The following is a 16,087-nucleotide window of genomic DNA, read 5'->3' as shown; positions in this document are numbered from 1 at the left end:
GCGCTATTCGGTCGGCGTCAGGCTCTTGATGAGCTCGAACACCCGCTTGCGGACCGAAGGATCGTTGATCCGGTAATAGGCGCGGACCAGCTCAAGCGTCTCCCGCCGATGCAGGGTCTCGTCGTCGAAGCCTTCCTGTTGCTCGGCCAGGCCGTAGCTGCGGCGCGCGGCACTCTGGCTGCCGCCCAGCGCGTCGGGCATGTCGTCGAAGAAGAAGCCGATCGGCACGTCGAGTACGCGGGAGAGGTCGAAGAGCCGGCTAGCGCCGATGCGGTTCACTCCGCGCTCGTACTTCTGAACCTGCTGGAAGGTCAGGCCGAGCGCGTCACCGAGCTTTTCCTGGCTCATGCCGAGAAGGGTGCGACGGAGCCTCACCCGGCCGCCGACATGCACGTCGATCGGGCTCGGACGGTGCTCACGCTCGGGACGTTCGACGATGTCGTCGCTCGGCATCTACCGTTTTTCCTACTCGCGGGCCGCGTCCGAAACAGCGAATCGCACAACGCAACCGCGTCGGTCGCCGTCTGCCTACCCGCTATACGGGAGCATTAAGGATACGTCAATACTTAAGAGATTTCTCAAAAACGATCATCGTGCCGGTTTCGCTTCATTCGCCTAGGCAGCTGAAGCACGTCTGCGTATCGAACGCCATGCCACAAGCCCTGGCAGCATGCAAAGCAGCGCGGCGACGGCCGGCAGCACCAAGCCGAAACGGGCGAAGGGCGGCGCGGCGACCGCACCCGGCAGGGCCAGGGTCAGCGTTCCCGTCGTCCCGATCGGCAAGAAGGCCAAGCGCTGGCCGCGCGCATCGAAGACGGCGGAGATGCCGGTCTGCGCCGCCCGCGCCAGCGGCAGGCCTTCCTCCACCGCGCGCAGCCGCGCTGCTGCCAGATGCTGCCAGGGGCCGGAGGATTCGCCGAACCAAGCGTCGTTGGTGATGTTCACCAGCCATTCCGGACGTGGCTCGGGCGTGACGGCGGCAGGGAAGATGACTTCATAGCAGATCAGCGCGCCGAAGGGCGGCAGGCCCGGCGGCGCCAGCGGCACCGGTCCGGGACCGGCCGAGAAATCCATTCCGCCCGCGGCCATCCGGATCGGGATCAGCCCCGCCAGCGGCATGTACTCGCCGAAGGGCACCAGGTGCGACTTGTCGTAGACCGCCTGCACCCGGGCGGCGGAATCGAGCACCGCCAAGCTGTTCCAGACCTGGCGCAGCCGTCCCTCCGGGGTCCATTCGGCCCGCACCGTGCCGCCCAGCAGCCGAGCACCCACCGGCAGCGCCTCGGCGGCCAGCCGGCGCGCCTCGGGGTCCTGGGTGAGCAGGAAGGGGCTAGCCGTCTCGGGCCATATCACGACGATTTGATTCGAGGGCGAAGCGATATGGGCGGCGGCGGCGGCCGCCTTGGTCAGGCCCAGGTAGCGCTGGAAGATCGGCATGCGCTGGTCCTGCTGCCACTTCACCTCCTGCGCCACGTTGCCCTGCACCAGCACCAATTGCACCGGCTGGTCCGGCGGGGCGGGCAGTGCCAGGCGCCAGGCGCCGAAACCGGCGAAGCCAGCCAGGGCGAGCGCTCCGAGCGCCCAGGGCGCGCGGCCGCGCAGCAGCGGGACCCCGGCCAGCAGCAGCGTCGCCAGCGACAAGCCATGCACGCCGATGACGGCGGCGCCCTGCACCGGCAGCGCGGCGAAGGCCCAGGCGGTGCCGATCAGGTTCCAGGGGAAGCCGGTGAAGACAACGCCGCGCGCCAGTTCGGCCAGCACCCAGGCGCCGGCGAAGCCCGCCATCCGCTGCCAGCCGGCTGGCAGCGGCCGCGCCGCCAGGACCGGCAGCACGACGAAGACCGCCAGCACCGCCGCCAGCGCCGGTGCCGCCAGCGGCACCAGCCACCAGAAATGCTCGACATCCTTCAGGATGGCCTCGGTCACCCACCAGATGCCGGCGACGCCATGCCCCCAGCCCCAGGCGAAGCCGATCCAGGCCGCCCGCCGCCAGTGGGACTGCGCGCCGGCCAGGGTCAGCAGGCCCGGGATGGCCAGCAGCAGCACCGGTACCGCATGCACCGGCGGTAGCGCAAGCGCGGAGAGCAGGCCGAGGCCGAGGGCGGCCAGCAGCTGGCGCTGCCAGGGCAGCGCCTCGAGCCAGGCGAGGAATGCGTGGAACACGCGCCCCCTAGACCCAGTATCCGCCCGGCGGCAAGCGAGGGCGGCTCACGGTCGGCGCGCATCCGGGGCAAAGAGCGGCAGCAGCGCCGGCAAGGTCAGCATCACGGCAGTCAGGGCGAAGAGCAGGCTCAACATCAGCAGCAGCCCCATGCTGGCGGTGCCCGGATGGCCGGAGACCGCCAGCGCCCCGAAGGCGGTGCCGTTGGTCAGCGCGCTGTATACCACCGCGCGAGTGAGCGAGGAGGCGAGCAGCGAGCGTTCGCCATGCTGCCAGGCGACGACGTAATAGATCTTGAAGGCCACCCCCTGGGCGAAGAGCAGGGGCAGGGCGATGACATTGGCCAGGTTCAGCGGCTGGCCGATGACCACGCAGGTCGCCATGGTCAGCAGCCCGGCCAGGGTCAGCGGCGCCAGCGCCAGCAGCGCCAGCCGGACGGATCGCAGGGCCAGCACCAGCAGCAGCACGGTCAGGCCGGTGGCGATCACCCCGGCCTGGAGGAAGGCGCCCTGAATGGTCTCGGCGCTTTCCCGGACCGAGATCGCCGGGCCGGTCGCGTCCGGCACCACCGCCTGCACTGCCCGGCCGAAGCGGCCCATGACGTCCGAATGGTCCGACAGGTCGTGCGGCCGGACCTCGATCCGGGCCCGGCCGTCGGGCGCGATCCAGGACCGCCGCAGGCTGTCGGGCAGGCTGTCCAGCGTCACCGGCCGGGCGGTCAGCGCCTGGCGCAGGCTATCGAGCGTCGAGGCAAGGCCGGGCAGCAGGGCCGCCGCCAGACGGTCGCGCGCCGGCGCGGGTGCCGCCGCCACGGAGTCCAGCGCCGCGGCCAGCCGCGCCGCCTCCGCCCCGCTGGACGCACGCAGCGCCGCTGCCGCCTTGGCCAGCGCCGCTGTGGCGCCGGCGTCGGTCGGCGCCGGCGCGACCTCCGGCGGCGCCAGTGTCAGGCCGAGCAGGTCGGCGGCGTCCTGGATCAGCGTCAGTTTCGCGTTCTGCTCGGCCGGTACGAAGCTCGCCAGGGTGACGGTGCCGGCGACCTCCGGCAGTGCCTCGAGCCGCTCCGCTAGGGCCTCGGCCGCTGGCAGATCGGCGGCGAGTACGTCGATGGTGTTCGGCGTGGTGTCGGGGCTGCGCATCAGCTCGCGGAAGGTGGCGACGGCTTCGGTCCTCGGGCTGCGCAGGTTCAGCGGGTTGGTGTCGAAGCGCAGCCAGGGCAGCGTCGCGGCGCAGCCGAAGGCCAGCAGCAGCGCCGCCGCGGCCGCCGAGGCGGCGTTCCGCGCCAGGAAGCGGTCCACCCGGCCGAGCGCGACATAGCCGACCGGCTCGCGTTCCGGCCGCGGCCGGGTGAACATCAGCCAGGCGGGCAGGGCGGTGAGGCTGAGGATGACGGCGACCACCATCCCCGCCGCGGCGATCAGCCCGAGTTCCGAGACCCCGCGGTAGTCGGTCGGCAGGAAAGCGAGGAAGCCGCAGCCGAGCGCCATGGCGGCCAGCGCGATCGCCTCGCCGGCACCGTGCGCGGCCTCGACCAGCGCCGCGGGCAGGGGCTGGTCGGCCAGGCGGCTAGCGCTGCTCACGAAGCGAGACAGCAAACTGGATGCCGAAATCGACCCCGAAGCCGATGAAGAGCACGGCGAAGGCGATCGAGAGCGGGTTGAAGGGCCCGACCACCAGCAGGCCGAAGGCGGCGGTGATCGGCAGGCCGAGCACCAGGGTCCCGAGGATCGGGAAGATCAGCCGGCCGGAGCGCAGGCCGAGCCAGAGCAGGAAGCCGACCGCCACCAGCGACAGGATGTTCTCGACGATGGCGCTGCCGAAGACGGTGGAGAAATTCCTCGTCCGCCATCACCAGGTCGCCGGTAAGGCGGACGCGCACCCCGTTCTCCGCCGTCAGGCCGAGGCCGCGCCGCTTCGGCCCGCACCGCATCGACCGCCGCCGAGACCGGGGCGAGCGCGCCGTAGTCCGGCACCGGCTTGACCAGGATGAAGCGGCGCAGCGCCAGCGGGTCCGGCGCCTGGCCGGTAAAGAGCCTGGCCCAGTCGAGCGGCACGAGGCGGTCTCCGACGGCGGCCTCGGCGCTGCCGGCGAGCGCGGCGAGGGCCGGGCCGAGTACCTCCCGGTCGCCCTCGCCCCGGGCCAGGCCTTCGGCCACCAGCTCCAGCGTCCGACCGACGCCGCGGAGGCTTGGATCGGCGGCGAGCGTCCCGAGCAGGGGCTGCGCCGCGATCATCCGCTCGGTGGCGGCACGGACCGCTTGCCTCATCCAGAAAGAGTAGCGCGTTGCGATGGAAGAAAGGGTCGGCATCGGGGCGGGAGACGCTGCGGAACAGCGCGGGCTGGGCTTCCAACGCCCCGGTCAGGGCCGCCGCCGCGCGTTCCGCCACCTCCGGCGTCGCACCGTCCACCACCACAGCGATAAGATCCACACGCTGCGGGAAGGCGCGGTCCATCGCCACCTCGGTCTGCCGCCAGGGCAGGTCCTGGGGGAAGAGCGCGACGACGTCGGTATTCAGCGCGAAGCGGGTGACCACCGCCCAGCAGGACAGCGCGGCGACCAGCAGGGTCAAGGCCAGGACCAGCGCCGGGCGGCGGATGCTCCAGCCGACCAGGCGCGCGGCCAGCCGGGCGGCAAGGGGCGTATCATTAGTCATTGGAAAATCGGCACGCTTTCAAGGGACAGAAAAGCAAGGTCGGGGCGAATACAAGTATTTCCTTCCCGAACCCCTCGCTTCGTTTTTATGAGTCGGCACTCGCTGCGCGGCGAATGCAAGACTCGGAAAGATAGATGAGAGGTCCGGGGAGAATACCTTTTCCCCGGGCTTGCCTTCAGGCCTCACGATAGAGGATCAGCAGCAGGCCGATCAGCACCAGGCAGACCGGCCAGACCCAGCGCGCGACGCGCGCCATCTCCGCCGGCCCGCGCAGCTCGGTGAAGCGGGCGGCACCGCCGACCACCGCCAGCACCGCCAACGGCAGGTGCGACAGCTCGACCAGCAGCGCGTCCTTCACGTTGGAGATTGCATGGGTATGCGCCAGCAGCAGCACGCCACCGGCGACCATGGCCGAGGGGAAGACGAAGCGCGCCCGCCCGGTGATGCGGCCGAGCCGCACCCACCACTCGACGACGGCGAAGCCCACCACCAGCAGTCCGGCCAGCTTGTGCTGCACCACTTCCGGGTCGCGCAGGCTCTCGAGCAGGCCGATCTCGCCGAGCGGCCAGGCCTCGGGGTCCGAGCGCAGGAAGATGAAGCCGGCTAGGCCGATGAAGACCAGCGGCCAGTGCCGTGCGAGCCGCACCCGCCCGGTCGCGTCCAGCAGGGCGGCGAGGCCGACCAGCAGCACCATCACCCCAGCCCAGTGGTGGTTGTACTCGGACCAGGCGATGTCCTGCGCGTTGCGCGGAGGCAACAGGCCCTCGCCCGGGGTGAAGGCCTGCGGCTTGGCCGCCTGGGCCGCCTGCCGCTTCTGCCATTCAGCATCCAGCTGTGCCTGCAGGGCGGGAAGCGCCAGGTCGGCATGGCTCGGGCTCTCGAGCCGCGGCCAGGCCGGGGTGAAGCGCTCGGCGATCTCGCCCCAGCTCACCCGGTCTTCCGGCAGGTCGGCGGCTGGGGGGACGGAGGTGAGGGAGGCGGCGACGGCCAGCACCGCGATGCCGAGGATGATCTCCGTCTCGACGAAGCGGCGGACCCGCAGCAGCCCGGCCTCCGATGCCCGCATGCGATGCAGCAGCAGCCAGTTGGACCCGCCGAGGACGAGCAGCATCGCCAGCATCACAGCCTTGGTCGCCGACATGGCGCCATAGGCGGTGCCGTAGACCGCTTCGAGGCTGCCGATATAGCCGAGCCAATAGCCGGCGATGCCGAGCAGGATCAGCCCGACCCCGGCCGCCGCGAGATGCGAGTAGCGCTGGCCGACCAGCCGGGCGGAAGCGGGCGTCGAGGCGAAGGCTGGCCAGCAGCGCCGGCAGCCCGCCGATCCAGAAGGCCGCGCCAAGCTGGTGCAGCCCGGTCGCGGCCAGCAGCATGGCCCGGTCCTCGGTCCGCGCCACGGCATGGCTGCCGGCAGTCGCCCCCAGGAGCAGCGCCAAACCGGCCGCCAGCAGCCCCCAGCGCCGGGTCGGACCAGGCAAGGCAGGACCCAGGGCGAGCCCCAGCAGCAGCAGGATGCCGGCCACCGCGACCGCCGCGGCGCGGACGAAATCGGCTCCCAGCAGGTCGAGGAGGGGCGAGTCGAGTGTTGCCGACAGGGCTGCGAGGTCGAGCCCGGTCAGGCTAAGCGTCGCCGCCAGCGTCGCCACCGCCGACCAGACCACCGCGCCGCGGCCGATCGCCCGCAGCCGGGCGGCATCGCCGGGCGGCAGCCAGCGGCCGAGCGGGACGGCCAGCAGGACCCAGAAGATGACGCCGCCCAGCAGGGCGGTGCGGGACACAAGCTCGGCCGCATGGAGCACCACGCTGGCGAAGCCGTAGAGGTCGAGGAGCTGTTCCACCGGCGGCGGCTCAGGGCGCCGTCAGGGTGAAGGGGATGTCGCCCCGGGTGATGTGGCCATCCACCGCCAGCACCTGCCAGCGCAGCCGCCAGGCACCGGGCGCGAGGCTGGTCGCGGCAACCGGGGCCTGCAGCACCGTCGGCTCGCCCTCCGGCGCCGGGTCCAGCGGGACCTGCACGGCCTCCGGCCCGACCAGCACCAGCCGGCTGCGGCCATGGTCGATGCGGCTGTTGAATCGCACGGTCACCTGCCGCGGCGCGGCGGTCAGGCTGGCCCCGGCGGCGGGGTCCGAGGCGACGACCACGGCATGCGCGGCGGCCTGCCCCGGCCACAGCAAGGGGACCAACAACACAAACGGCAGCAGCCGGCCGCCGATTTGAACCAGGGGGTGGGACGAAGACAGGGACAGTTCTCCTCGGGAAGAAGGAATATTCCTTCCCTGGTTGCAAGCGCGCCGCAACCTGCCGCAAAAATCAGATGGCGCAAGATGCGGCGCTTCCGGATACCACGCGGTGTGGCATGACGAGGCGTGCGTCGAAAGCGGGGGCGAGGGGGAATGCGGATCATACTGGCGCAGCCCAGGGGATTCTGCGCCGGGGTTGTCCGGGCGGTGGATATCGTCGAGCGTGCGCTCGAGAAATACGGCCGGCCGGTCTATGTGCGGCACGAGATCGTACACAACCGCCGCGTGGTGGAATCGCTCGAGGCCAAGGGCGCCCGCTTCGTCGAGGAACTGGACGAGGTGCCACCCGGCGCAGTGACGGTCTTCTCCGCCCACGGCGTCTCCCGCGCGGTGGAGGAGGATGCCGCCGGGCGCCGCCTGCCGGTGCTGGACGCGACCTGCCCGCTGGTCTCGAAGGTCCACAACGAGGGCCGCCGCTACCTGGCGATGGGCCGCACCGTGATCCTGATCGGCCATGCCGGGCATCCGGAGGTCGAGGGCACGCTGGGCCAGATTCCTGGCGAGGTGCACCTGGTCGCCACCGCCGAGGCGGTCGACCGGCTGCCGATCCCGCCCGACCGGCCCGTCGCCTACGTGACCCAGACCACGCTTTCGGTGGACGACACCCGAGCGACGATCGAGGCGCTGCGCCGGCGCTTCAGCGACATCCAGGGCCCGGATACCCGGGATATCTGCTACGCGACCCAGAACCGCCAATCGGCGGTCCGGGAATTGGCAGGGCAGGTGGACGTGCTGCTGGTTGTCGGCGCGGCCAACAGTTCCAATCCCAACAGGCTGCGCGAGATCGGGACGGAGCAGGGAGTGCCCTGCTACATGATCGCCGACGCGACGGAGTTGCAGCCGGACTGGATGCGGGGGCGGAGACGGTGGGGATCACGGCCGGGGCCTCCGCCCCGGAAGCCCTGGTGCAGGAAGTGATCGCGGCCATTGCCCGGCTCTGCCCGGTCGAGGTTGCGACCATGGGCGGGATCGTCGAGGACGTGCAGTTCAAGTTGCCGGCCGCGTTGCTGGAGCCGGAGGCGAGCGCGGCGTCGTGAGCTCCCGCCGCCTGGCGCGGGGCTGATCTGCCGGGAATGGGTGTGGTTCTTGCCACGCATGCTATGGCATCCGTGGATCATCATCGCGGGCCGGCGCGTCCCCAGCCAGGGACCTCGCCCGAGGAGGAGTGGACGGCGTATGGGTATCCCGCTGCGGCAGCAGATCAAGGTCGGCGCCTATATCCTGAAACAGCATCTGGCCGGGCGGAAGCGCTACCCGCTGGTGTTGATGCTGGAGCCGCTGTTCCGCTGCAATCTGGCCTGCGCCGGCTGCGGCAAGATCGACTACCCTGACGCCATCCTGAACAAGCGCCTCTCGGTCGAGGAATGCCTGGATGCGGTGGACCAGTGCGGTGCCCCCGTGGTGGCGATCGCCGGCGGCGAGCCGCTGCTGCACAAGGAGATGCCGGAGATCGTCGAGAAGATCCTGGCGCGCGGCAAGATCATCATCCTCTGCACCAATGCCCTGCTGTTGGAGAAGCGGATCGAGCAGTACAAGCCGCATCCACGCTTCACCTGGGACATCCACCTGGACGGCGACAAGGACCAGCACGACTGGGCGGTGTCCCAGACCGGCGTCTACGACCGCGCCGTGGCGGCGCTGAAGGATGCCAAGGCGCGCGGCTTCCGGGTGGCGATCAACGCCACGTTGTTCAACAACGCCGAGCCCGAGCGCATGGCGAAGTTCTTCGACAGCGTCACCGAGATGGGCGTCGACGCCATAATGGTCTCGCCCGGCTATGCCTATGAGCGCGCCCCGGACCAGCAGCACTTCCTGAACCGACGCAAGACCAAGGAGCTGTTCCGCGGCATCTTCGCCCGCGGCAAGGGCAAGGGCTGGAAGATGGGCAACAGCCCGCTCTTCCTCGACATGCTGGCCGGCAACCAGACCTACCACTGCACGCCCTGGGGCAACCCGACGCGCAACATCTTCGGCTGGCAGCGGCCCTGCTACCTGCTGGGCGAGGGCTATGCGAAGACTTTCGCAGAGTTGATGGAAGAGACCGACTGGGACAAGTACGGCACCGGCAACTATGAAAAGTGCGCCGACTGCATGGTGCATAGCGGATTCGAGGCGACTGCGGTCGTGGATGCCGTGAAGCGCCCCTGGAAGGCGCTCGCGGTGCAAATGCGCGGCCCGCGGACCGAAGGCGAGATGGCCCCCGAGATCGACCTGACCAACCAACGTCCGGCCGACTACGTCTTCTCCCGCCATGTCGAAAAGGCGATGGCCGAGATGAAGCACGAGCCGAAGCGCGGCGCCAAGCATGGTGGCACTGCCCAGCCGGCCGAAGCGGCGGAATAAGGCGGTCGCCGCAGGGCAGCATCGCCCGCAGGCATGAATCAGCTTTGCTGCCAAATAGGCTGAACCATCGTGCCGAACCGGAAGTTCGGCACGATGGTCCAGGCGCTCAGCCTTCCGCCCACATCCGCAGCAGGTTGGCGCGGGCGAGCTGGACCCGGAGGGCGGCATCCGCCGTCCCCGTCTCGGCCAGATGCAGGTCGAAGAGCAAGGCTCGCCGGGCCGGGTCGCGCACCCGGCTCTGCACCCAGCCGAAGGCGGCCAGCCGCTCTCCGGTCTGGACCGGCTCGACCCGATGCAGGCTGCTGGCCGGGTAGAGCACCAGCAGCCCCGCCTCCGGTGCGACCGCCCGCTCGCCGCCGGCGTCCTCGATCACCAGGGCGCCGCCAGTGACCTCGCCACCCAGGAACAGCGTCCAGGCCAGGTCGGTGCGGATCGCGGCCGGGCCCTCGCCCATCAGCGCATTGTCGACATGCCGGCCGTAGCCGCCGCCGGCCGGGGTGCGGCTGAACAGCGGCCGGGTCAGCCGCAGGGGCATGGCGGCGGCTGCGAAGACCGGGTGGCCCCGCAGCGCCGCTTCCAGCTCTGCCGCCGCGGCGCGGGTCGCGGCATGGGCCGGGTCGGCCTGCAGGTTGCTCTTCACCGCGGCGGCGCGTTCGCCCGCGGTGCCGCGCCCGTCCTGCCAGGAGGCGCGGGCCAGCAGGTCACGGAGCCGCGCCAGCCCCGCCGCGTCCAGAATTCCCCCGATTGGCAGCAGCATCGGCGTTCCCCGGCCCTCTCGCATCCCATAGTATTGCAATCCATTCGCAACACCGAGACGCCATGACCTCCTACCGCCCCCGCCTCTGGCTTGGCCTCGGCATGTCCGTGCTGCTGGCCGGCGCCGACGCCCCGGCGTTGGCGGCCGAGCCGGGCTGCGTCGCCGCCGTGCCGGCGCCGCTCGGGGAAGCCGGCGAAGGCGGCGAGGCGGGGGAAGGCGGGGCCGCGACCCCCGCATCACGCGCGCTGATCCTCGACCGCATGGCGGCGCAAATCGAGGGCGCCGCGGCGGCCCACGCGGCCGGCGATGCCGAAAGCGCCGAGATCCTGGTCGCCGCCGCGACCGATGAGGGGCCGGCTCGCCTCGCTCGGCGCGGCGACGGCCCCGACCCGGCGCTGGAGGTGGCGCTCGCCCCGCTGGCCGCGGCTCCCGCCGATGCTGCGGCCCGGGCGGCGGCGCTGCGCGCGGTGGAGGCCGCGATCCCCGCCGCCCCGCCGGTCGAGCGAGCGGCGGGCGTCACCGCCCTGGCGCTGGAGGCCTTTGGCACGGCACAGGAATGTGGCCGCCTGGCCGACCGCGCCGCCTATGCCGAGGCGCAGGCCCTGGCGCGGCGCGCCCTCGGCCTGCTGCAAGGCGTGCCGGACGCGGCGGCGCGGGAGATGGCGGGCGATCTCGACCGGCTGGCCACCCTGCTGCCGGTGCAGCCGCCGGCCGACCTGCCACCCATAGGCACAGTTTCGGCGCTGGTCTCACATGCGCTGCTGGCAGCGAGCGACGCCGGGCGCTGACGACATTCGGTTGCCACGGGTGACCTGACCGGCAGAATGCCCCGGGCGCCGCAACCGAGCCGGCGCAGGCGGGAGGAAAACGACATGCGGTTCCAGGATCGCGCGGTGCTGGTTACCGGCGGGGGCAGCGGCATCGGCCAGCAGGTCTGCTACGCCGCAGCGAAGGAGGGCGGGCGCGTCTCGGTCGGCGACCTTGATCTCGAGCGCGCGGAGACCACGGCGGCCGAGATCCGCAAGCGGGGCGGGGAGGCGCAGGCCTTCCGCCTCGACGTCACCCAGCCGGCTTCGGTCGATGCATTCGTCGAGGCGGCGGAGACCACGCTCGGCCGGCTCGACGTGCTGGTGAACTCGGCCGGCATCCGCGAGATCGTCTCGGTGCTAGACCTCTCCTTCGAGGAGTGGCAGCGGATCATCACGGTGAACCTGACTGGCACCTTCCTGCCGAGCCAGGCCTTCGCGCGGCGGCTGGTGGCGCAGGGCAAGCCGGGCTCGATCGTCAACCTGGCCTCGACGCTCGGCCTGATGGCGGCGCCGAACCGCGCGGCCTACACCGCGTCGAAGCACGGCGTGGTCGGGCTGACCAAGGAGATGGCGCTCGAACTCGGCGAGAAGGGCATCCGGGTCAACGCGGTGGCGCCGGGCGTCACCCGCACCGCGATGACCGAGCGCTACTTCCAGGACCCGGAATACTCGCAGGTGATCCGCGGCATCCATGCGCTGAACCGCTGGGGCGAAGCGGAGGAGATCGCCCGTGCCATCCTGTTCCTAGCGGCCGAGGAGAATGGCTTCGTCACCGGCAGCATCCTGGCGGTGGATGGCGGCTGGACGACGGGGAAGAAGATGTAAGCAAGGGCGGGGAGAAGGTATTCTCCCCGGACCCCTCATCTATTTTCCGCGTCTAGCACTCGCCGCGCGGCGAGTGTCGGTCCGCCTTGCTCAGCCGCCTGCGACGCCCTGCGTGTTGACGTAGAGCGAGAACAGCGACTGCGCCGCCGACATGAACAGCCGGTTCCGGTGCCGGCCGCCGAAGCAGAGATTGGCGCAGCGCTCCGGCAGGTGGATATGCCCGATCGGCACGCCGCCGGCATCCAGCACCCGCACGCCGTCGTATTCGGCCGTCATGCCCCAGCCGCACCAGAGGTTGCCGTCGATGTCGACGCGGAAACCGTCCGGCGTCTCGCCCGGCTTGCAGGCGTAGAAGACCCGACGCTTCGCCAGCTTCGTGCCGCCGACCACGTCGTAGACCAGGATGTTGCGCGGCTCCGACCGGCTCTCGATGACATAGAGCAGGCTTTCGTCCGGGCTGAAGGCCAGGCCGTTCGGATGGTCGATGTCGTCGGCCACCAGCGTGATCTCCAGGCTCTGACCATCGACGCGGTAGACATTGGTGTGCGGCAGCTCGGCCTGCAGCTTGATGCCCTCGTAGAAGGCATAGGTGCCGAAGGGCGGGTCGGTGAACCAGATGCTGCCGTCGCTCTTCACCACCACGTCGTTCGGGCTGTTGAGCTTCTTGCCCTGGTAGCTCTCGGCGATGACGGTGATGCTGCCGTCATACTCGAAGCGCACGACGCGTCGGCCGGCATGCTCGCAGGCGATGATGCGGCCCTGGCGGTCGCGCGTGTGGCCATTGGCGTTGTTCGACGGCTTGCGCCATTCCGAGACCGTGCCCGTCGTCTCGTCCCATTTCAGCACGCGGTTGTTCGGGATGTCGGACCAGAGCAGGCAGCGTGCATCGCCGAGCCAGACCGGCCCCTCGCCCCAGCGGGAGCCGGTCCAGAGCCGCTCCACCGCCGAGAGCGCCAGGTGGTACTTCTTGAAGGACGGATCGAGCGCGACGATCGACGGGTCCGGGTAGCGCTCGCTCGGCTGCCAGCTCATGGCCTTGTCTCCCCCTTGGATTGCGGCGGCGATCCTGCCGGGCAGGCAGCGCCGCGCCAAGGGGGTGCCAGGCACCGCCGCGGGTCGCTAGGATGCGCCCTCGGGAGAGAACGCCATGACGCATATCCGAAGCAGGGATGCCGGCGTGCCGCCGGTCGGCGCCGAGGCGGTGCCGGACAGCCGCGGGCTGAACCTGTGGCGCGCCGATCCCTGGGCGGCGTCGCTGCTATCGCTCTATCTGCCGCCCGACCTTCTGGCGCATCTGGCGCCGCATCTCGACCGCATGGGCGCGCTGGCCGGCGGAAGGCTGGACAAGCTGGCGGGGCTGGCCGACCGCAACCCGCCGGTGCTGCGCCACCGCACCCGCCGCGGCGAGGATGCGCAAGGCATCGACTACCACCCGGCCTATCGGGAAATGGAACGGATCGCCTTCGCCGATTATGGGCTGGCGGCGATGTCGCACCGCCCCGGCGTGCTGGGCTGGCCGGCACCGATGCCGCCGGTGGCGAAATACGCGCTGACCTATCTCTTCGTGCAGGCGGAATTCGGCCTCTGCTGCCCGCTGTCCATGACCGACGCGCTGGCCCGCACGCTGCGCCGCTTCGGCGACCCGGCGCTGGTCGCGCGGTACTTGCCGGCGCTGACCGCGATCGATCTCGACGCGCTGCGTCAGGGCGCGATGTTCATGACGGAACAAGGCGCGGGATCGGACATCGCTGCCACCGCCGTGCTGGCCGAGGAAGCCGCGGACGGCACCTGGCGCCTCAGCGGCGACAAGTGGTTCTGCAGCAATGCCGATGCCGGGATGGCGCTGGTGCTGGCGCGCCGCAAGGGCGGGCCGGCTGGCTTGCGCGGCGTCTCGCTCTTTCTCCTGCCGCGGGAGTTGCCGGACGGTGCGCCCAACGACTACCGGATCGTTCGGCTGAAGGACAAGCTGGGCACGAAGAGCATGGCCAGCGGCGAGGTCCGGCTGGAGGGCGCCACCGCCTTCCTGGTCGGCGAGCCGGAGGCCGGCTTCCGCCAGATGGCCGACATGGTCAATGCCTCCCGCCTGTCGAACGGCATGCGCGCCGCCGGGCTGATGCGCCGGGCGGTGACCGAGGCGATGTACGTGGCGCGGCACCGCATCGCCTTCGGCCAGCGGATCATCGAGATGCCGCTGATGCGACGGCAGCTGATGAAGCTGGTGCTGCCGATGGAGCAGGCCCGCAGCATGGTTTTCCAGGCGGCCGAGGCGCTGCGGCGCAGCGACGCCGGGGAGGACGGCGCCTATGCGCTGCTTCGCATCCTGACGCCGCTGCTGAAATTCCGCGCCTGCCGCGACGCCCGCCGCGTCACCGGCGACGCGATGGAGGTGCGCGGCGGCTGCGGCTACATCGAGGAATGGGCCGACCCGCGCCTGCTGCGCGATAGCCATCTCGGCAGCATCTGGGAAGGCACCAGCAACATCGTCGCGCTCGACGTGCTGCGCGCGGCGCAGCGCGAAGGCTCGCTGCCGGTGCTGCGGGCGCATGTCGCCGGGCTGCTCGGCAATGGCGCGGCGCTGGACGGGGCGCTGCCGCTCTTCGACCGCGCCGCGGCGCTGGCGGAACGCGCACAGGAGAACTCGGCGCTGGCCCGGCAGGCGGCGAGCGCGCTCTATCACCTGACCTCCGCCGCCGCGATGGCCTGGGAGGCCGGGCGGCTGGGCGATGTCGAGCGGCTGGCGCTGGCCAGCGCCGTGCTGCGCCACCGCGTGCTGCCGCGCGACCCGCTGGCGGATGCGGAGGAGGTGGTGCCGGACGCGCTGCTGGACCGCGTGCTGGCCTGATGGACGTCGCGCTCTCGCCCCGCGCCGCGGCGACGCGGCAGCGCATCCTGGACGCCGCGGCGGCGGAATTCGCCGCCAAGGGCTTGGCCGGCGCGCGGGTGGACGAGATCGCGGCGCGGGCCGGCGCCAACAAGCGGATGATCTACGCGCATTTCGGCAGCAAGGAAGCGCTCTGGCTGGCGGTGCTGGAAGCCGCCTATGCCGCCAAGCGGGTGGAGGAGCGGGCGCTCGCGGTGGATGCGCTGCCGCCGGAGGAGGCCATGGCGCGGCTCGTCGCCTTTAATCTGCGCTACACCGCGGCGCATCCGGAATTCGTCGCGCTGCTGAACCAGGAGAACATCCACCGCGCCGCCTACCTGGCGCAGAGCGACCAGGTGCCGGCGATGTACTCGCCGCTGGTCGGGCAGATCGGCACGGTGCTGGCGCGGGGCGAGGCCGCCGGCGTCTTCCGCGCCGGCATCGATCCGGTGCAGCTCTACATCACCATCGTCGCGCTCGGGCATTTCTACGTGGCCAACCTGCACACGCTGTCGACGATCTTCCGCGCCGACCTCGGCGAGGAGGCGGCGCTGGCAGCGCGGGAGGCGCATTGCATCGAGGTGGTGCGGGGGTACCTGCGGCCGTGATGCTGGGGAAGCTGCTACTGCAGACCGTCATCGTGCTGCTGGCGCAGGGCTGGCTGCTCTACCGTGGCGCCCGCACCACGGACTGGCCGGCGCTGTGGATCTTCCTGGCGCTCTTCGGCCTCGGCAGCATCGCGGTCGGGCTTTTCCTGCTGCGGCACGACCCGGCGCTGCTGCGCGAACGCATGACCCTGCCGGCGCATGGCAACCAACCGCGGCGGGACAAGCTGCTGCTGCTCGGCGTCGGCCTGCTGTGGTGCTTCTGGCTCTTCGGCATGGGGCGCGATGCGATGCAACACCGCTTCGCCGCGATGCCGGCATGGGTGCAGGGGATCGGCGCGCTGCTGTTCATCGGCGGCTACGCCCTGACCACCTGGACCTTCGCCGCCAACAGCTTCGCCTCCCCCGCCGTGCGGATGCAGCCGGAACGCGGCCACCACGTCATCGACACCGGTCCCTACGCCTTCGTCCGCCACCCCATGTATGCCGGCGCGCTGCTGATCTTCCTCGGCATGCCGCTGCTGCTGGGCTCGCCGCTCGGGCTGCTCGGCCTGCCGGTCGGCGCCACCGTGCTGGCGCTGCGGGTGGGGTGGGAGGAGGCGGCGCTGCGCGAAGGCCTGCCGGGCTACGACGACTACGCCCGCCGCGTCCGCCACCGCTTCGTGCCGGGGCTGTGGTGAGGCTTGACCATCCGCGTCCGGGCGGGCCAGGGTAACCAGCCGGTTACCCAAGAGCCGGCCAAGCGGGAGGGCAGCATGGCGGAACGCCGCATCG

The 16,087-nt window shown here is 71.1% G+C and carries 18 protein-coding genes; 9 read left to right on the top strand and 9 right to left on the bottom strand.

The annotated features are described in order from the left end of the window. Nucleotides 1–3: 3 nt before the first annotated feature. The 6 genes from ACQ86J_RS19490 to ACQ86J_RS19465 all read right to left on the bottom strand — a co-directional run bounded on the left by ACQ86J_RS19490 (nt 4) and on the right by ACQ86J_RS19465 (nt 6,155). Nucleotides 4–453, bottom strand: coding sequence for a helix-turn-helix domain-containing protein (locus ACQ86J_RS19490; protein WP_431266809.1), 450 nt, complete (start codon nt 451–453; stop codon nt 4–6). Between the two features lie 162 nt (nt 454–615). Next, nucleotides 616–2,163 (bottom strand): apolipoprotein N-acyltransferase, encoded by a 1,548-nt coding sequence (lnt, locus tag ACQ86J_RS19485; RefSeq protein ID WP_431266808.1) that lies wholly within the window; start codon nt 2,161–2,163, stop codon nt 616–618. Nucleotides 2,164–2,208: 45 nt separating this feature from the next. Further along, complete coding sequence (locus ACQ86J_RS19480; protein WP_431266807.1) at nt 2,209–3,738, bottom strand: MMPL family transporter; 1,530 nt, start codon at nt 3,736–3,738, stop codon at nt 2,209–2,211. Beyond that, the gene (locus ACQ86J_RS19475) at nt 3,725–3,943 is read right to left on the bottom strand and encodes a hypothetical protein (RefSeq protein WP_431266806.1); all 219 of its coding nucleotides are present in this window, start codon (nt 3,941–3,943) and stop codon (nt 3,725–3,727) included. Before ACQ86J_RS19475 ends, ACQ86J_RS19480 begins: the two co-directional genes overlap by 14 nt. Continuing rightward, on the bottom strand, nt 3,895–4,425 hold the full coding sequence (locus ACQ86J_RS19470) for a hypothetical protein (RefSeq protein ID WP_431266805.1): 531 nt from the start codon (nt 4,423–4,425) through the stop codon (nt 3,895–3,897). Before ACQ86J_RS19470 ends, ACQ86J_RS19475 begins: the two co-directional genes overlap by 49 nt. Nucleotides 4,426–4,988: 563 nt before the next feature. Beyond that, entirely contained in the window at nt 4,989–6,155 is a 1,167-nt protein-coding gene (locus ACQ86J_RS19465) for a CopD family protein (RefSeq protein WP_431266804.1), read from the bottom strand. Between the two features lie 170 nt (nt 6,156–6,325). Here ACQ86J_RS19465 and ACQ86J_RS19460 point away from each other — a divergent pair, with 170 nt between their 5' ends. Beyond that, nucleotides 6,326–6,631 carry a hypothetical protein gene (locus ACQ86J_RS19460; protein WP_431266803.1) on the top strand — a complete coding sequence of 102 codons (306 nt, stop codon included), beginning with the start codon at nt 6,326–6,328 and terminating at the stop codon, nt 6,629–6,631. Between the two features lie 30 nt (nt 6,632–6,661). Here the strand turns inward: ACQ86J_RS19460 and ACQ86J_RS19455 are convergent, their stop codons facing one another. Then, nucleotides 6,662–6,955: a copper resistance CopC family protein gene (locus ACQ86J_RS19455; RefSeq protein WP_431266802.1), complete on the bottom strand. Its 294-nt coding sequence runs from the start codon at nt 6,953–6,955 to the stop codon at nt 6,662–6,664. A 252-nt stretch (nt 6,956–7,207) separates the two neighbouring features. On the opposite strand from ACQ86J_RS19455, the gene ispH reads away from it, so the two are divergent. The 3 genes from ispH to hpnH all read left to right on the top strand — a co-directional run bounded on the left by ispH (nt 7,208) and on the right by hpnH (nt 9,457). Beyond that, complete coding sequence (ispH, locus tag ACQ86J_RS19450; protein ID WP_431266801.1) at nt 7,208–8,032, top strand: 4-hydroxy-3-methylbut-2-enyl diphosphate reductase; 825 nt, start codon at nt 7,208–7,210, stop codon at nt 8,030–8,032. Next, nucleotides 8,020–8,151, top strand: coding sequence for a hypothetical protein (locus ACQ86J_RS19445; RefSeq protein ID WP_431266800.1), 132 nt, complete (start codon nt 8,020–8,022; stop codon nt 8,149–8,151). The genes ispH and ACQ86J_RS19445 overlap by 13 nt, the downstream gene beginning before the upstream one ends. Before the next feature lie 139 nt (nt 8,152–8,290). After that, on the top strand, nt 8,291–9,457 hold the full coding sequence (gene hpnH, locus ACQ86J_RS19440) for an adenosyl-hopene transferase HpnH (RefSeq protein ID WP_431266799.1): 1,167 nt from the start codon (nt 8,291–8,293) through the stop codon (nt 9,455–9,457). Nucleotides 9,458–9,563: 106 nt separating this feature from the next. On the opposite strand, the gene ACQ86J_RS19435 is transcribed toward hpnH, so the two are convergent. Then, nucleotides 9,564–10,214 carry a Fe2+-dependent dioxygenase gene (locus ACQ86J_RS19435; RefSeq protein WP_431266798.1) on the bottom strand — a complete coding sequence of 217 codons (651 nt, stop codon included), beginning with the start codon at nt 10,212–10,214 and terminating at the stop codon, nt 9,564–9,566. A 62-nt stretch (nt 10,215–10,276) separates the two neighbouring features. Between ACQ86J_RS19435 and ACQ86J_RS19430 the strand changes: the two genes are divergently transcribed. Both ACQ86J_RS19430 and ACQ86J_RS19425 read left to right on the top strand, forming a co-directional pair. Beyond that, nucleotides 10,277–11,002 carry a hypothetical protein gene (locus tag ACQ86J_RS19430; protein WP_431266797.1) on the top strand — a complete coding sequence of 242 codons (726 nt, stop codon included), beginning with the start codon at nt 10,277–10,279 and terminating at the stop codon, nt 11,000–11,002. A gap of 84 nt (nt 11,003–11,086) precedes the next feature. Next, nucleotides 11,087–11,848, top strand: a complete 762-nt coding sequence (locus tag ACQ86J_RS19425) for an SDR family NAD(P)-dependent oxidoreductase (protein ID WP_431266796.1) — start codon at nt 11,087–11,089, stop codon at nt 11,846–11,848. A 90-nt stretch (nt 11,849–11,938) separates the two neighbouring features. Here ACQ86J_RS19425 and ACQ86J_RS19420 read toward each other — a convergent pair whose 3' ends face one another. Beyond that, nucleotides 11,939–12,880: an SMP-30/gluconolactonase/LRE family protein gene (locus ACQ86J_RS19420; RefSeq protein ID WP_431266795.1), complete on the bottom strand. Its 942-nt coding sequence runs from the start codon at nt 12,878–12,880 to the stop codon at nt 11,939–11,941. Nucleotides 12,881–12,995: 115 nt separating this feature from the next. Here ACQ86J_RS19420 and ACQ86J_RS19415 point away from each other — a divergent pair, with 115 nt between their 5' ends. The 3 genes from ACQ86J_RS19415 to ACQ86J_RS19405 are packed head-to-tail and all read left to right on the top strand — an operon-like array spanning nt 12,996 to nt 15,993. Next, nucleotides 12,996–14,690, top strand: a complete 1,695-nt coding sequence (locus tag ACQ86J_RS19415; RefSeq protein ID WP_431266794.1) for an acyl-CoA dehydrogenase family protein — start codon at nt 12,996–12,998, stop codon at nt 14,688–14,690. Next, entirely contained in the window at nt 14,690–15,316 is a 627-nt protein-coding gene (locus ACQ86J_RS19410) for a TetR family transcriptional regulator (RefSeq protein ID WP_431266793.1), read from the top strand. The genes ACQ86J_RS19415 and ACQ86J_RS19410 overlap by 1 nt, the downstream gene beginning before the upstream one ends. Beyond that, the gene (locus tag ACQ86J_RS19405) at nt 15,316–15,993 is read left to right on the top strand and encodes a methyltransferase family protein (protein ID WP_431266792.1); all 678 of its coding nucleotides are present in this window, start codon (nt 15,316–15,318) and stop codon (nt 15,991–15,993) included. The genes ACQ86J_RS19410 and ACQ86J_RS19405 overlap by 1 nt, the downstream gene beginning before the upstream one ends. The last annotated feature ends 94 nt before the right edge of the window (nt 15,994–16,087 follow it).

It is taken from the genome of Dankookia sp. P2, assembly GCF_050632255.1.
GTDB lineage: Bacteria > Pseudomonadota > Alphaproteobacteria > Acetobacterales > Acetobacteraceae > Paracraurococcus.
Note: the sequence above shows the minus strand (reverse complement) of the source record. Positions and strands in the feature narration are given on the sequence as shown.

Bases quoted from the DNA above. Each gene is read 5' to 3' on its own strand.
- ACQ86J_RS19490 (WP_431266809.1), bottom strand. From the start codon at position 453: ATGCCGAGCGACGACATCGTCGAACGTCCCGAGCGTGAGCACCGTCCG.
- ACQ86J_RS19470 (WP_431266805.1), bottom strand. From the start codon at position 4,425: ATGAGGCAAGCGGTCCGTGCCGCCACCGAGCGGATGATCGCGGCGCAG.
- ACQ86J_RS19460 (WP_431266803.1), top strand. From the start codon at position 6,326: ATGCCGGCCACCGCGACCGCCGCGGCGCGGACGAAATCGGCTCCCAGC.
- ispH (WP_431266801.1), top strand. From the start codon at position 7,208: ATGCGGATCATACTGGCGCAGCCCAGGGGATTCTGCGCCGGGGTTGTC.
- hpnH (WP_431266799.1), top strand. From the start codon at position 8,291: ATGGGTATCCCGCTGCGGCAGCAGATCAAGGTCGGCGCCTATATCCTG.
- ACQ86J_RS19435 (WP_431266798.1), bottom strand. From the start codon at position 10,214: ATGCTGCTGCCAATCGGGGGAATTCTGGACGCGGCGGGGCTGGCGCGG.
- ACQ86J_RS19430 (WP_431266797.1), top strand. From the start codon at position 10,277: ATGACCTCCTACCGCCCCCGCCTCTGGCTTGGCCTCGGCATGTCCGTG.
- ACQ86J_RS19425 (WP_431266796.1), top strand. From the start codon at position 11,087: ATGCGGTTCCAGGATCGCGCGGTGCTGGTTACCGGCGGGGGCAGCGGC.
- ACQ86J_RS19420 (WP_431266795.1), bottom strand. From the start codon at position 12,880: ATGAGCTGGCAGCCGAGCGAGCGCTACCCGGACCCGTCGATCGTCGCG.
- ACQ86J_RS19415 (WP_431266794.1), top strand. From the start codon at position 12,996: ATGACGCATATCCGAAGCAGGGATGCCGGCGTGCCGCCGGTCGGCGCC.
- ACQ86J_RS19410 (WP_431266793.1), top strand. From the start codon at position 14,690: ATGGACGTCGCGCTCTCGCCCCGCGCCGCGGCGACGCGGCAGCGCATC.
- ACQ86J_RS19405 (WP_431266792.1), top strand. From the start codon at position 15,316: ATGCTGGGGAAGCTGCTACTGCAGACCGTCATCGTGCTGCTGGCGCAG.